The 13018-nt window shown below is 51.2% G+C and carries 17 protein-coding genes; 12 read left to right on the top strand and 5 right to left on the bottom strand.

What is annotated here, in order from left to right:
* The first annotated feature begins 89 nt into the window (after window positions 1-89).
* Complete coding sequence (locus tag ACFQ88_RS30040) at window positions 90-1067, top strand: patatin-like phospholipase family protein (RefSeq protein WP_379460118.1); 978 nt, start codon at window positions 90-92, stop codon at window positions 1065-1067.
* A 32-nt stretch (window positions 1068-1099) separates the two neighbouring features.
* On the opposite strand, the gene ACFQ88_RS30035 is transcribed toward ACFQ88_RS30040, so the two are convergent.
* Both ACFQ88_RS30035 and ACFQ88_RS30030 read right to left on the bottom strand, forming a co-directional pair.
* On the bottom strand, window positions 1100-1369 hold the full coding sequence (locus tag ACFQ88_RS30035; RefSeq protein ID WP_239634261.1) for a hypothetical protein: 270 nt from the start codon (window positions 1367-1369) through the stop codon (window positions 1100-1102).
* Window positions 1370-1393: 24 nt separating this feature from the next.
* A complete protein-coding gene (locus ACFQ88_RS30030) occupies window positions 1394-2272 on the bottom strand; it encodes a DUF1385 domain-containing protein (protein WP_379460459.1) in 879 nt (292 codons plus the stop codon).
* Between the two features lie 285 nt (window positions 2273-2557).
* Between ACFQ88_RS30030 and ACFQ88_RS30025 the strand changes: the two genes are divergently transcribed.
* The 8 genes from ACFQ88_RS30025 (at window position 2558) to ACFQ88_RS29990 (ending at window position 8634) form a co-directional block, all read left to right on the top strand.
* The gene (locus tag ACFQ88_RS30025; RefSeq protein ID WP_239634263.1) at window positions 2558-3067 is read left to right on the top strand and encodes a YqhR family membrane protein; all 510 of its coding nucleotides are present in this window, start codon (window positions 2558-2560) and stop codon (window positions 3065-3067) included.
* A 112-nt stretch (window positions 3068-3179) separates the two neighbouring features.
* Window positions 3180-3626, top strand: coding sequence for a type II 3-dehydroquinate dehydratase (gene aroQ, locus ACFQ88_RS30020; protein ID WP_379460116.1), 447 nt, complete (start codon window positions 3180-3182; stop codon window positions 3624-3626).
* Window positions 3627-3628: 2 nt separating this feature from the next.
* On the top strand, window positions 3629-4702 hold the full coding sequence (locus ACFQ88_RS30015) for a M24 family metallopeptidase (protein ID WP_379460114.1): 1074 nt from the start codon (window positions 3629-3631) through the stop codon (window positions 4700-4702).
* Window positions 4703-4783: 81 nt separating this feature from the next.
* A complete protein-coding gene (gene efp, locus ACFQ88_RS30010; RefSeq protein ID WP_239634266.1) occupies window positions 4784-5341 on the top strand; it encodes an elongation factor P in 558 nt (185 codons plus the stop codon).
* A 170-nt stretch (window positions 5342-5511) separates the two neighbouring features.
* Window positions 5512-6138, top strand: coding sequence for a histidine phosphatase family protein (locus ACFQ88_RS30005; RefSeq protein ID WP_239634267.1), 627 nt, complete (start codon window positions 5512-5514; stop codon window positions 6136-6138).
* Between the two features lie 86 nt (window positions 6139-6224).
* The gene (locus ACFQ88_RS30000; RefSeq protein WP_379460111.1) at window positions 6225-6686 is read left to right on the top strand and encodes a VanZ family protein; all 462 of its coding nucleotides are present in this window, start codon (window positions 6225-6227) and stop codon (window positions 6684-6686) included.
* Between the two features lie 28 nt (window positions 6687-6714).
* Window positions 6715-7290, top strand: coding sequence for a histidine phosphatase family protein (locus tag ACFQ88_RS29995; RefSeq protein WP_379460109.1), 576 nt, complete (start codon window positions 6715-6717; stop codon window positions 7288-7290).
* 87 nt (window positions 7291-7377) lie between these two features.
* Window positions 7378-8634, top strand: coding sequence for an aspartate kinase (locus ACFQ88_RS29990; protein ID WP_379460107.1), 1257 nt, complete (start codon window positions 7378-7380; stop codon window positions 8632-8634).
* A 13-nt stretch (window positions 8635-8647) separates the two neighbouring features.
* Here the strand turns inward: ACFQ88_RS29990 and ACFQ88_RS29985 are convergent, their stop codons facing one another.
* The 3 genes from ACFQ88_RS29985 to comA all read right to left on the bottom strand — a co-directional run bounded on the left by ACFQ88_RS29985 (window position 8648) and on the right by comA (window position 10816).
* Window positions 8648-9112, bottom strand: a complete 465-nt coding sequence (locus tag ACFQ88_RS29985) for a DUF441 domain-containing protein (RefSeq protein ID WP_239634271.1) — start codon at window positions 9110-9112, stop codon at window positions 8648-8650.
* A 76-nt stretch (window positions 9113-9188) separates the two neighbouring features.
* Window positions 9189-9926 carry a 2-phosphosulfolactate phosphatase gene (locus ACFQ88_RS29980; RefSeq protein ID WP_379460105.1) on the bottom strand — a complete coding sequence of 246 codons (738 nt, stop codon included), beginning with the start codon at window positions 9924-9926 and terminating at the stop codon, window positions 9189-9191.
* 62 nt (window positions 9927-9988) lie between these two features.
* Window positions 9989-10816, bottom strand: coding sequence for a phosphosulfolactate synthase (gene comA, locus ACFQ88_RS29975; RefSeq protein ID WP_239634273.1), 828 nt, complete (start codon window positions 10814-10816; stop codon window positions 9989-9991).
* Between the two features lie 168 nt (window positions 10817-10984).
* On the opposite strand from comA, the gene ACFQ88_RS29970 reads away from it, so the two are divergent.
* The 3 genes from ACFQ88_RS29970 (at window position 10985) to spoIIIAB (ending at window position 12962) form a co-directional block, all read left to right on the top strand.
* Complete coding sequence (locus ACFQ88_RS29970; RefSeq protein WP_239634274.1) at window positions 10985-11251, top strand: YqhV family protein; 267 nt, start codon at window positions 10985-10987, stop codon at window positions 11249-11251.
* A gap of 71 nt (window positions 11252-11322) precedes the next feature.
* Window positions 11323-12444, top strand: a complete 1122-nt coding sequence (gene spoIIIAA, locus ACFQ88_RS29965) for a stage III sporulation protein AA (protein WP_379460102.1) — start codon at window positions 11323-11325, stop codon at window positions 12442-12444.
* Entirely contained in the window at window positions 12444-12962 is a 519-nt protein-coding gene (spoIIIAB, locus tag ACFQ88_RS29960; RefSeq protein WP_379460100.1) for a stage III sporulation protein SpoIIIAB, read from the top strand. The genes spoIIIAA and spoIIIAB overlap by 1 nt, the downstream gene beginning before the upstream one ends.
* Window positions 12963-13018 lie beyond the last annotated feature (56 nt).

Here is a 13018-nt window from a genome sequence, read left to right as displayed (position 1 = left end):
TAATGGCTGACATAGGTACAAACTCGCCGCGCATACATTCCTATTAAATGCAGCGTTTGGGAGTCTATGAACGGGGAGAAGGGATGCATGTGCAGATTAATGCGGTATTCGAGGGCGGCGGGGTAAAAGGAATCGCGCTGGCCGGTGCGGTGGGCGCGGCGGAGCGGAGAGGCCTGAAGTTTCACCAGGTTGCCGGAACCTCTTCCGGCGCGATCGTAGCCTCTTTGGTGGCGGCAGGCTATAATTCGGAAGAAATGAAACGATTGATCATGGCTGCGCCTTTCAGTTCGTTCCTGAAACGGGCTCCGATCTTCAATACAAAAATCATCGGGCCGGTCACCCGGCTGTTTCTCAAGAAGGGACTCTATTCGGGAGAGGCGTTGGAGCACTGGATTCACCAGCTGCTGCTGGCCAAAGGAATAAGGACGTTCGGCGACCTCAAATTCAATCAGCTTCGGATTATTGCATCGGATATATCGGACCGCAAATTGCTTGTTCTGCCGGAAGATATCGCCCAATACGGCATCGATCCCAAACAGCTGCTCGTATCCAAGGCCGTTCGGATGAGCACCAGCATCCCTTATTTTTTCGATCCCGTGATTGTACGTAAAGCTGCAAGCAAGAAGCTCCCGAAGCAGTCCTTCGCCGATCAATTCGCTTATATCGTGGACGGCGGCTTGTTAAGCAACTTCCCGCTTTGGGTATTTGACCAGGAAAACAGCCCGAATTTCGAAGTGGAGCAAATGGTTCCCACGATCGGGTTCCAGCTGGTAGGGAGAGGTTCCGGACAGCCGAATACCATTGCAGGTCCCGTTTCTATGCTGAAGGCGCTGTTCTCTACAATGATGGATGCGCACGACGAGCGGTATATCGAAGACGCCAATCGGTTCAGAACGATCAAAATTCCAACGCTGGGCGTCAGCGTGACGGATTTTGACATCTCCAACGAGAAGAGCAAGGAGCTGTACGAGGCAGGTTCCTTGGCCGGAGAGCATTTCTTCAATAAATGGAAAATGGCCGATTACAAGCAGGGCTACATGGAGCACGTGCTGCGTAAAAAGAAGTGAAGCGCAAAAAAAAACGGCGAGCAATCGCCGTTTTAATGATATTTGGGAGGCTCGTCAGCATTCCCTTTATTTCCGTCTATAACGCGGAAGGTTGCGTTTCGTGTTCGTTTTTCTTTGGTTCTGCCGCCGCTGCCTTTAGCTGTAAAAGTAGGTTTGCGCCAACGGTTGGGCGGAAATTTGTACAGCAGGAAGATGATGCCGAATACAATGATCGGAATAATCAGCTTCAGCGCAACGGAAGCGACTCCGATCAGCGCTAGCCCCAATATGATATAGGTGGCAATGGAATACCGGTTCTTCATCGCTGCTTCCCCCTTTAATCCATATTATGCTCTTGCTTTATCGTCTAATTCCCTCATACGGTTAAATGAAGCAATCGATACTTCAACTTGCGAATCGTCGGGCTGCTTGGTCGTCAGCATTTGCAGCCAAAGCCCGGGATAACCGAGATAGCGGAGCACGGGAACTTCGCGAAGGCTGTTGGTGAAGCGCAGCACCTCATAGGACACCCCGATAACTACCGGCAATAAAATCAAACGCTGCACGATGCGCTCGATGAAGGAATCATATTGGAAGAAGGAGTAAATGATTACTCCTACAAGAACCGTAAACACGATAAAACTGCTGCCGCAGCGGTAATGGAGCGTGCTGAACTTTTGTACGTTCTCGACGGTCAGCTCAACTCCGGCTTCATATGCGCTGATCACTTTGTGCTCGGCCCCGTGATACTGGAACAGACGCTTGATCATGGGTGTCAAGGAGATGAAATAAATGTAGCCGACAAGCAAGATGATCTTGATCAGGCCTTCCACCAGATTGTGTCCGATCTGATTCTCAAACATATTGGAGAACAACAGCTGTTCAATAGCCGTCGGTACCAGCGTGAAGACGAACTTGCCGAACAGGAAGGACAAGACCCCTACGACCGCTACTCCCAAAATCATGGACAGGCGTCCCGACGCGCTTTCCTTCTTCTCTTCCTTCGGGGTTCCGTCGTCCTCCTCCTCAGCGAAGGCTTCCGCCGAAAAGTTAAGATGCTGCGCGCCTTTGGCGCTTGCTTCTACAATACCGACAATGCCCCGGATAAAAGGGATTTTCTTCAAGGGCCGTACCCAGCCGATTTCGGTCTTGGGCACTTCGAGAAAATCGATGGAATTATCTTTACGGCGAACGGCCGTTACGTTAGTAGTCTGGCCTCCGAACATGACTCCTTCGATTACGGCTTGACCGCCGTAAATAGCGCATGGCTTATCATTTTGCGACAACGATTGCACCTTCTTTTGCTAAGATGAGAAACGCGTCTTACCGACGCATTTCAGATAATGTGAGATGTTATATATCGGGTTCACCTATTATTGTATCGGATTCAAAGGGAGAATGCTACCGTTTAGGGTACAAATATTTGTATATACTAACGGTATTCAGCGCAAATGTTCGTACGTTTGCCACGGGTATTGTGCCGTAATATAACGAATGAGGAGGAGTCCGCAATGCAAGCCGAACATAACAAAAAGCCCCGCACGAATCGATGGAATTTTTCCTTATATATCGGCTTTTATGCCGGGGTCATATGGGGAGCTGTGAAAATGCTGGAGCATTATTTGCATTTTACGTCCCTGCCGCCCGGATTTTTGGTGGAGCCCTTCTTTCTCAAGTCGTTCTTGCTCAGCGCTCAAGGCTATATCGTAGGCTGGATTTTCTTTATTCTCTTCTCGATTCTGGCTGCGCTGCTGTATGTCGCGATGCTGCCTAAGGCCATCGGCCCATGGCCCGGGATTGCTTATGGAGCCGCCTGGTGGGCGCTCATTTTCCTGCTGGTCGGACCGATTACGGGAATGATGAACTGGATCGCGTATCTTGATTGGAACACGATCATTACCGATTGCTGCCTGTTTCTGGTGTGGGGATTGTTTATCGGCTACAGCATCTCGATGGAATTTAACGACGAGAGCAAGCGGGAGCCGTTCCCCAATGCAAGGAGAAGGCCTCAGCCGGAATAGGGCGGGTTGGGCGAATTGATGCAAAAAACAGTTCTCAAACGGAAGAAAGTTATGGTAAAATAGTCGGGTGTGAATTTAGCCTATGCAAAGAAACACCGATGGAGGGACCGGTTTGAAAAAAATATTGGTTTTAAACGGTCCGAATTTGAACATGCTGGGTGTGCGAGAGCCCGGCGTATACGGCACTTTGTCGCTGCAGGCTATTGAACAGCGTTTGCGTAAGCTGGCTGACGAGCTGTCCGTGGATTTGGAATGCTTCCAGTCCAATCATGAGGGAGCGCTGATCGACAAGATTCATGAAGCCTACTCGAAGGTTGACGGCATTATCATGAATCCGGGAGCGTTCACCCATTACAGCTACGCCATTCGCGATGCTATCAGCACCGTTCAGATTCCGACTATTGAAGTGCATATATCGAACATTCATAAAAGGGAAGCGTTTCGTCACGTGTCGGTAATCGCCCCTGTCGCTCTCGGGCAAATCGCAGGACTCGGCGCGGAAGGCTACGAGCTGGGTTTGCGTGCCATAGTAAGCCATCTCAATAGTTTGGAGGGATGACCATGCAGCAAGCGAGATTGGAACGTCTTCGCACGGTTATGCAAGGGCAGCAACTGAAGGCATTGTTGATTACCAATGCGACGAACCGACTGTATATGACGGGCTTTACAGGATCTTCCGGCGTCGTTCTCGTTACGGAAGGCAAGGCGTATCTTTTGACCGACTTCCGCTATATGACGCAAGCGCCTGCGCAAGCGATAGGCTATGAGGTTGTGGAGCACGCTCCTAATCCAATGGAAACCGTTAAGGATTTGCTTGTGAAGAACGGCATTGCCAAGCTTGGATTCGAGCAAAGCGATATGACCTACGGTGCGTATCAAGCTTCAGCCAAATCGTTGGCCGGCATCGAAATGACGGCTACCGAAGGATTGGTCGAGCAGCTTCGGATGATCAAGGATGAGTCCGAAATTGCCGTCATGCAGGAAGCATGTGACTTGGCTGACCGCACGTTTACTCATATTTTGAACTTTCTGAAGCCCGGAGCCATGGAATCGGACATTGCGCTTGAAATCGAGATGTTCGTCCGCAAGAACGGCGCGGCTTCGACCTCATTCGAAACGATCGTCGCCTCCGGCGAGCGTTCCGCACTGCCTCACGGCAAAGCCAGCGATAGAATTCTCCAAACCGACGAATTTGTCAAACTGGATTACGGCGCTTATTATAAAAGATACTGCTCCGATATTACCCGTACGGTTGTATTGGGCAAACCGGCGGATAAACACAAAGAGATTTACAACATCGTTCTGGAAGCGCAGCTGGAAGCATTGGACAAGATCCGTCCCGGCATGACAGGCAAAGAAGCGGACGGCATCGCCCGAAGCGTCATTGCGCGTTATGGGTATGGAGACCATTTCGGTCACGGTACCGGCCATGGTCTTGGAATGGAAATCCATGAAGCGCCGCGGCTATCCAGGACGGGAGACACGGTTTTAACACCCGGCATGACTGTGACGGTGGAACCGGGCATTTATTTGCCGGGCTTCGGCGGGGTTCGCATCGAAGACGATATCGTCATTACAGAAACCGGAATTAAAATATTGACGCATTCAAGCAAAGACTTGATTGTGCTTGATTAACATTACAACCTGGCGGACGCACGGTCATGGAGGATTAATCCGGCCGGCGGTCTGCTCACATTTTTAGGGAGGTTTATCTCAGTGGTATCAGTAAACGATTTTAAAACAGGCTTGACGATCGAAGTTGAAGGCGATTTGTTCACCGTAATTGACTTTCAACACGTAAAACCGGGCAAAGGCGCTGCATTCGTGCGCTCCAAGCTGAAAAACCTGCGCAACGGCAACACCGTAGAGCGCACATTCCGTGCCGGCGAGAACGTTGGCCGCGCTCATATCGAGAACCGCGAAATGCAATACTTGTACGCTAGCGGCACAGAGCACACGTTCATGGATACAGAAACGTATGACCAGTTCAGCCTGCCGGCTAAACAGCTGGAATGGGAATTGAACTTCCTGAAAGAAAACATGATGATCCACATCATGAGCTACCAAGGCGAAATTTTGGGTATCAACCTGCCTAACAGCATTGAGCTGAAGGTCGTTGAAACCGAGCCTGGCATTAAGGGCAACACGGCTACAGGAGCAACGAAAAGCGCCAAATTGGAAACAGGCTTGAACGTTCAAGTTCCTCTGTTTATCAACGAAGGCGACGTTCTTCTGATCGACTGCCGCGACGGTAAGTACATCTCCCGCGCGTAGTCGTTATCCACAGGTATAACAGACACACCTCCTCCGGGATTCATCTCTCGGCCGGGGGGTGTTTTTTTGTTGAAAAGAAGCTGTAATAGACATGAAAATGTCCGTTTACAAACCGGAAATGTCAGTGATATATTTGGGAAATAAAGTTAAGAAAGGTAAATGTCACAAGGATGATAACGACCCTATACTTAACCCGGCACGGAGAAACGGAATGGAATGTGGAGAAGCGGCTGCAGGGCCATAAAGATTCCTCGCTGACGCCCCGCGGCGTGCTGCAGGCTGCCTGGCTGGGCGAGATGCTGTATCCGGTTTCTTTTCACTGCATTTACTCAAGTTCGAGCGAAAGAGCCAGAAGAACGGCGGAAATCATCCGCGGCAAAAAGACCGCACCGGTCCTAATCTGCGATCAGCTAAGGGAAATTCATATGGGCGACTGGGAAGGAATGACGGGAAGCCGTATCCAAGACCGGGTCCCGGACGAATATTACTCGTTCTGGAACACGCCTCATCTCTACCAACCTACTAATGGGGGAGAGACTTTTTTTGAGCTGTATGATAGAGTGGTTCCGTGGCTCAACGGAAAGCTCTCGGAGCATCAGGGCCAGTGTCTCTTAATCGTCACTCATGCGATAACATTAAAGCTGATCATGGGTTGTTTGCAGAGCCGTCCGCTGAACGAGCTATGGGCGCCTCCCTTGCTGCCTCCCGCCTCGTTGTGCAAGGTCGTCATTGAGGACGGGGATGTAAAGGTGATGCTGTACGGAGACACTTCCCATTTCCGTGAGATCAAAATGTGAGCGGCCGCGTCAGCTGCCGTCAAGCCTATGAAGATTAAACCTAGACGCCACCAGGTTAATAGTAAGAAAAGGTGCTGATTCTGATTTTGAAATCCCTGCTTCGTTCCAAGCTGCTGACCAGAATAGCCTGGGCTATTTTCCTATCGTACGGCGTTTTTATGGTTTATTTGCTGTTTTTCGGGTTTTCCCGATCGTCGCGGACCGAGCGCATGTATAATCTGGTGCCCTTTAAGACGATATGGAGCTATATCGATCATTTCCGTTACTTTAATTTCGATATTTGGATCATTAATTTGTTCGGGAATGTCGCCGCATTTATCCCTTTCGGTTTTTTGATTCCGTGGCTTTTCCCATTTTATGCCCGCTTGTCCGCTATTGTGAAGCTGTTTGTCGCAGCGCTGCTGGTAGTGGAATCGATGCAATTCATATTTAAAGTTGGCAGCTTCGACATCGACGATATTCTGTTGAATGTACTCGGAGGACTCTTGGGATTTGCGCTCTACGTTGGAATGATCGGATGTAAGACGGGCAGCAGCCGCATACACTGATACAACAACAAGACGCGAGGTGACGCGGATGGAAATCGTTTTTGTTCGACATGGTGAAGGAGAGCACACGTTGTCAATCCCCCACAGCTATCATGTGGCGGATCCCGGTTTGACCGAATTAGGGATGGAGCAGGCGGGAAGGCTGCGAGAGGAGCTGCCGCTCTCGGAGAACGATGCCGTTATCGTAAGTCCGACACGCCGGACTCTTCAGACGGCGCAAATCTGGTGCGAAGGCTCCAATGCCATCCGTTTCGTGCATCCAACGATCGGTCCCCGTCAAAATCCGCTGAGGTACGATTTTACAACCCTGCGCTGTGACGAGACAATGGAGCTGAGACGGATTGCCGAGCTGTACAGCGAGTTTTTAACGCCGGCCGATGTGCCGGATTATATATGGATCCAAGGGATCAATACGGTGCCAGTCCTGCTGTTCGAGAAGTTCGCGGGACAATTCCTGGCTTGGATTCGGCAGCTGGGAAAACATAAGGTGTACATAGTGACTCACGACGGCACGATTGCCTCGTATTTGCAATATTTGAACGGGTCGGGGCAATCCCGTCACCCTGTGCCAGGAGAAGCGGGATGGATCCCTTTGTCGGTATAATCCGACAATTTTCTACTTCTACGTTGGGTCCTCTTATGGTATAATGATACATTGTTATGCAAAAGTTTCGGTAGGGAGTGAACAGCTTTGTCTCTTATTGTGATGAAATTCGGCGGCAGTTCCGTTGGTGACGCGGAGCGGATGAAACGCGTGGCCAATCGTGTAGTAGAGAGACAGCGGGAAGGCAACCGATGCGTTGTTGTCGTTTCTGCGATGGGTGATACAACGGACGACTTGATTGACTTGTCCAAGCAAATATGCACGGTGACGCCTCCTGCACGGGAAATGGATATGCTGCTGACTACCGGGGAGCAGGTTTCGGTAGCGCTGCTTTCTATGGCTATCCAAAGCCTCGGCCAACCGGCGGTATCGTTCACCGGCTGGCAAGCGGGAATGTACACGGAAGCCGTTCACGGCAAAGCTAGAATTACGGATATTCAGCCTGAGCGCGTATTGAAGGCGCTGGAGCAAGGGAACGTAGTTATTGTTGCCGGGTTCCAAGGCATGACGACGGATGGGGAAATCACCACGTTGGGCCGCGGCGGATCCGATACGACAGCCGTTGCTTTGGCAGCTGCCATTCAGGCGGACGTATGTGAAATTTTCACGGACGTTGACGGGATTTATTCGACCGACCCGCGTGTGGTCAAATGCGCGCGCAAGCTTCCTGAAATTACGTACGACGAAATGCTGGAGCTTGCCAATCTGGGTGCGGCCGTACTGCATCCGAGAGCCGTTGAGTATGCCAAAAATTACAATGTGCCGCTGGTCGTGAGATCCAGCTTTAACCATAATGCAGGTACGAATGTGAAGGAGGAAGCAGCGATGGAGCAAGGAATCGTTGTTCGCGGAATTGCAAGCGATAAGAATGTAGCAAGAATCAGTATTCTTGGAGTGGAAGAAAAGCCGGGGCAGCTGGCGAAGGTATTCACCGCTCTGGCGAATGAGCAAATCGATGTTGATATTATCGTGCAAAGCGGCGTGATGAACGGAGCGGCAGACTTCTCCTTCACCGTAGCTTTGACGGATAAGGATAAAGCTCTTGAGGTCATTCAATCGATCCGCTCCGAAGTAGGCTTCCGCGAGGTGTCTTCCCAGGAAAACCTGGTTAAAGTATCCATCGTAGGAGCGGGCATGGTAAGCACTCCAGGCGTCGCTGCCAAGATGTTCGAAGTGATCTCCAACCTTGGTCTTAGCATCAACATGGTCAGCACTTCGGAAATTAAAACCTCCTGCGTGATCGACAACAGCCGTCTGAACGAAGTGATCCAGGCTCTTCATACGGCATACGGCTTGGACACCGATCAGCAAGCCTTTGTCGGCGGTCCTGCCGATAGACGCTAACCGGTAACCGGGATTATTTGATTTTATCCGCAATCAGCGTAAACAGCTTGAATAAAAATGCGGTAATTCCTGCGGCCATCAGCGGGCCGACAGGAATCCCTTTCAAGAAGATAATGCCAAAGATCGAACCGATAACAAGGCCCACAATTAATTGTGGGTCTATTTTTAATAGCTCAAGGCCTTTACCGTTCATATACGTAGCTATCGCACCGCCTAGGAGCGCCAATATCCCGGGCCAAGTCGTGAACATGCTGGTAACGTCTTTAAAGGAAATTCGTTCGCTGGCGAACGGAACCAGAACCCCCATAGTCAGGAACAAGAGGCCGAGCTCAAGTCCGCGGCGTTCGATTGTAGGCAAAAACCGGTCCAGGTGGATCAGCTTCACGATAAGCAGGACACAAGCTGCGGTGGTAATGATGTGGGAGCGGCCAATCAGTCCAATAATAATGAGTACTACCAGCAAAATGTCACCGTTCATCGTAAGACCCCTTGTCTCATGGATTTCTCTCTAATTGTATGAGAAGGAGCTAGATTTAGAACTACTTGTCTTAGGGCTAGGAGAGCTGAGTCACGGCGGAAGAGACCAGCTTGCCGTCACGGATGACAGGCACGATAGGGATCAGGTTCATACGAGAGCAGTAAACGACGTCGTCTTGGTACCCGATCTTGCTTAATCTTTTGCCGTTAGAGCAGTTGAGCAGGGCCTTGGTCATGTCGGATTGAACATATCGGAACGCGTGCAGCATGCTGAGGCCGAAGTCATTGATGTTGATCTCCTGGGCAGTCGGATCAAGCAGCTGTTGAAGCTCTTCTATTAACAGGCCTGCGCATAATCCGTCCTCCAACGAATATTCATCCTGTGTGCCGGAACAGACAATGACAATATCCTTCTTGGAAGCGGCGGCTTCCATGGCGCACGCTTTACCGTTGAGCAGCGAGGCGGCAATAATCGTGCTGGCTTTGCTGGCTTTCTGGATGGCCCTGGTGCCGTTAGTCGTTGTTATGACAAGCGTTTTACCGGCAATATGGTCATCCATATATTCGAAAGGAGAGTTGCCGAGATCGAAGCCGGGAATTTTTTTGCAATAACGTTCTCCGCCCAACACGAACCCGGGCTGCTGCAATTGCTTGGCCTGCAGTACGGTTTCGACAGGATATACAGCCTGGCACCCGTGGGCCAAAGCCGTCAGCATCGTACTTGTCGCGCGAAGAACGTCGATGACAAGAACCGTCTTATTGATAAGCTCATCCGAACGCGCATCGTTGACGCTGGGTACTACGGTAATATCCACACTTTATGTCCTCCTAAGAGTTTTTGCGTCAGCAAAAACTGACGTCGAAAGCATAGGCTTCCTCAAATCTCCCAATTGCCGATATCTTCGGCTTCCTTCCCGAGATGCAGCGTATCCGAGCGCAATCCGCGACGCAAAGCTTCCAAAGAAATCATATCCGCAGGCGCAATATTTCCCAGATGAATGTCGGAGCCGAGTGTATTGATCAGATGAACCTGCTGATCTTTGTTAGGAGCTTCCCACAAGAGCAGATGTTTGCTTGGTACCTGGTCCAGCACTTGAGCTATTTCCGCGTCTTTACAGCCCCCGTTCTCATCGTAAATACCGACGCCCTTGCCTGATTCCCGCCCTTCAATGGTAATGAGGCTCGCTCCCATCTCCGCGTCGATTATGACGGTTTCAATAAGCTGTTCGACCTCAATGGAAGATCCCCAGCATTTTTTGCCGTATTCCGTTATTACCGTGAGTCCTTCGTCGACCGCTCTGCGAATCAGCTCGCTGCGCAAGGTCCGTTCTATCTCGATGGTGCCGTCCGATATTTCCAGCGCGTTAAATCCGAGAAAGCTTACCATATCGAAGAAGGAGTCGACCGCTCCTTGCATGATGGCAACCTCTAGGAACGTGCCTCCAGGATAGATCGAAATGTTATGCTCCTTGGCCATTTCGATTTTTTTTCTAAGCAGCTGTGTTGTATAGAGCGGAGACGTACCAAAGCCGAATTTCAGCATATCCACATAATCGCCGGCGGTTTGCAGCAAATCCTCAAGCGCATGAATCCCCATGCCTTTATCAATGACCATCGTCTTGCCGAGTGTTCTCGGTTTATCCGTACGCTTTCCCGTCGGATCGCTAAGCAGGGGATGCCACTTGACGTGTGACGTAACCTCCATGTCCTATCGCCTCGCTGTCAACATTTTGTTTGAATTTCTGAAAACATCATATGCAGATGGAAATAGGGGTGTGCCCATGAAGCCTAAAATGAGACAAGCATGCATAGATTGATAGAGAGACGGGGGAGAGCTCCCGAGAAAACTGGATTCAAGGAGCGGTGGAAGAGAATGTTAAACAAGATCGTATTAAGCATGGCGTCTTTACGGATATTTTCCGGCTGTCTGGAGATTATAGCGGCGCTCATTATGCTCAGGCTAAACCAGATCGACAAGGCGCTGATGGTCAACACCGGACTGGCAATGGTAGGTCCGCTCGTTCTGTTGACAACGACGACACTCGGATTGGTCGGTTTGGCTGACAAGCTATCATTTGGAAAAATGATCTGGGTGCTAGTAGGAGTCAGCTGCATCTTTATAGGGATTTTGAAAAAGTAAATGGTCATAATCCAATAGTCCAAGCATACATATGAGTATGAAAGATGGACAGCTTGGGGGGATGAATCACGATGCAATCACTTCTCCGGCTTTTTTCTGTCCCCTTGCGGCAAAGACTAGCAACTCTACCAAACGAGGTCATTGCGCAAATACAAGAAATCAGGGTTCGCGAAGGGCGGCCGCTCGAGATTGTATGGGGGCAGCGATACAGTTTTATAGCCCAAGCCTCCGGACTCTGTGACGATCCTGACGATGCGTACCGCCCAACCCGCGACGATTGCTCGACACTATTGGAAATGCTCACTCAGCATTCGCTGTACACATTCGATGAAGAGCTAAGGCGCGGTTACATCACGGTCAAAGGCGGGCATCGGATCGGACTTGCCGGCAGAGCGGTACTGGAGCAGGGAAAGATCAAGCATCTGAAAGAAATCAGCAGCTTCAACATCCGGATTGCGAGCGAGCGGAAAGGGACGGGAGCCCGGGTGCTTCCGTACTTGGTCGATCAGCAGTCGGGTGGATTGCACCACACGCTCGTCGTATCGCCGCCTCAGTTCGGCAAGACCACGCTCATTCGCGATTTGGCGCGGCTAATCAGCACCGGATCTGCCGACAGGACGAACCGATGGTTAAGCCGGGGCTACAAGGTTGGCATCGTCGACGAACGATCCGAGATAGCCGCTTGCGAGAAGGGGGTGCCGACCTTCGATCTGGGGCCCCGTACCGATGTGCTGGATGCCTGTCCGAAAGCCGAAGGAATGATGATGATGATCCGCTCCATGTCGCCGGAGGTTCTGGTTGTGGACGAGATAGGAAGGCCTGAGGACGCGGAAGCGATTCATGAAGCGCTGCATGCGGGAATCCGGGTTATGGCTACCGCTCACGGCTATGATCTCGACGATGTTCGCCGGCGTCCCGTCATGAAGCAGCTGCTGAACGAGGAAGTGTTCTCCAGAGTCGTTGTCCTGGGCAACCAAGAGGGGGTTGGGACGCTTCAAGGGGTTTTTGATGCGAAGGGTCAGCTAGTGCACGGCGTACAGCAAATCGGCAGCAGAAAGCCATCCTCACCAACGGCGTCAGGAATGCATGCCGATTCGCCTCTAAACCGTAATCCGGGCGTTTCCCTGGATTGGACCGCGAGTCTCGGGTCCTTGCCTGTCGGCGGTGGAAGTGAGAGAAAGGGGAGGATCTGATGTTGAAGCTGATCGGAGCGATGATGATCTTGCTCTCCGCCACCTTGTTCGGCTTCTACCAGGCGCAGCAGTACTCCAGGAGACCGAAGCAAATCGCGGATCTGATCCGCTCGATGCAAAGGCTGGAGACGGAAATCGTCTACGGCTACACCCCGCTCAAGGAAGCGCTGGAGAAGGTCGCCAAAGCTTGCGCCCAGCCGGTAAACGCCATCTTCCGTTATTCGGCAGAGGCGCTAGATCAGTCGGATGCCCGATCCGTACAGAGCATCTGGCATCAAGCGGTCGACGAGCATTGGAAGCATACCTCGCTAAAAGCCGGGGAACAGGACATCATCCGACAGTTAGGCTTCACGCTCGGCTTGTCGGACAGCACGGATCAGGTAAAGTACCTCCGGTTGGCGATACAGCAGCTGCAAGGCGAGCTGGAAGGGGCTCAGGAGGAACGCAAACGGTATGAGAGCATGTGGAGAAGCTTGGGCTTGTTGATGGGAGCGCTGATAGTCATTCTGATGTATTGAAGGGACACGATGCTGAACGGTTGAGCAAGCTAATTGAACTACAAGCCATGCCAAGG

It is taken from the genome of Paenibacillus sp. NPDC056579 (assembly GCF_042793215.1).
Classification (GTDB): domain Bacteria; phylum Bacillota; class Bacilli; order Paenibacillales; family NBRC-103111; genus Paenibacillus_S.
The sequence above is the reverse complement of the archived record's forward strand: the minus strand, read 5'-3'. Positions and strand labels throughout refer to the sequence as shown.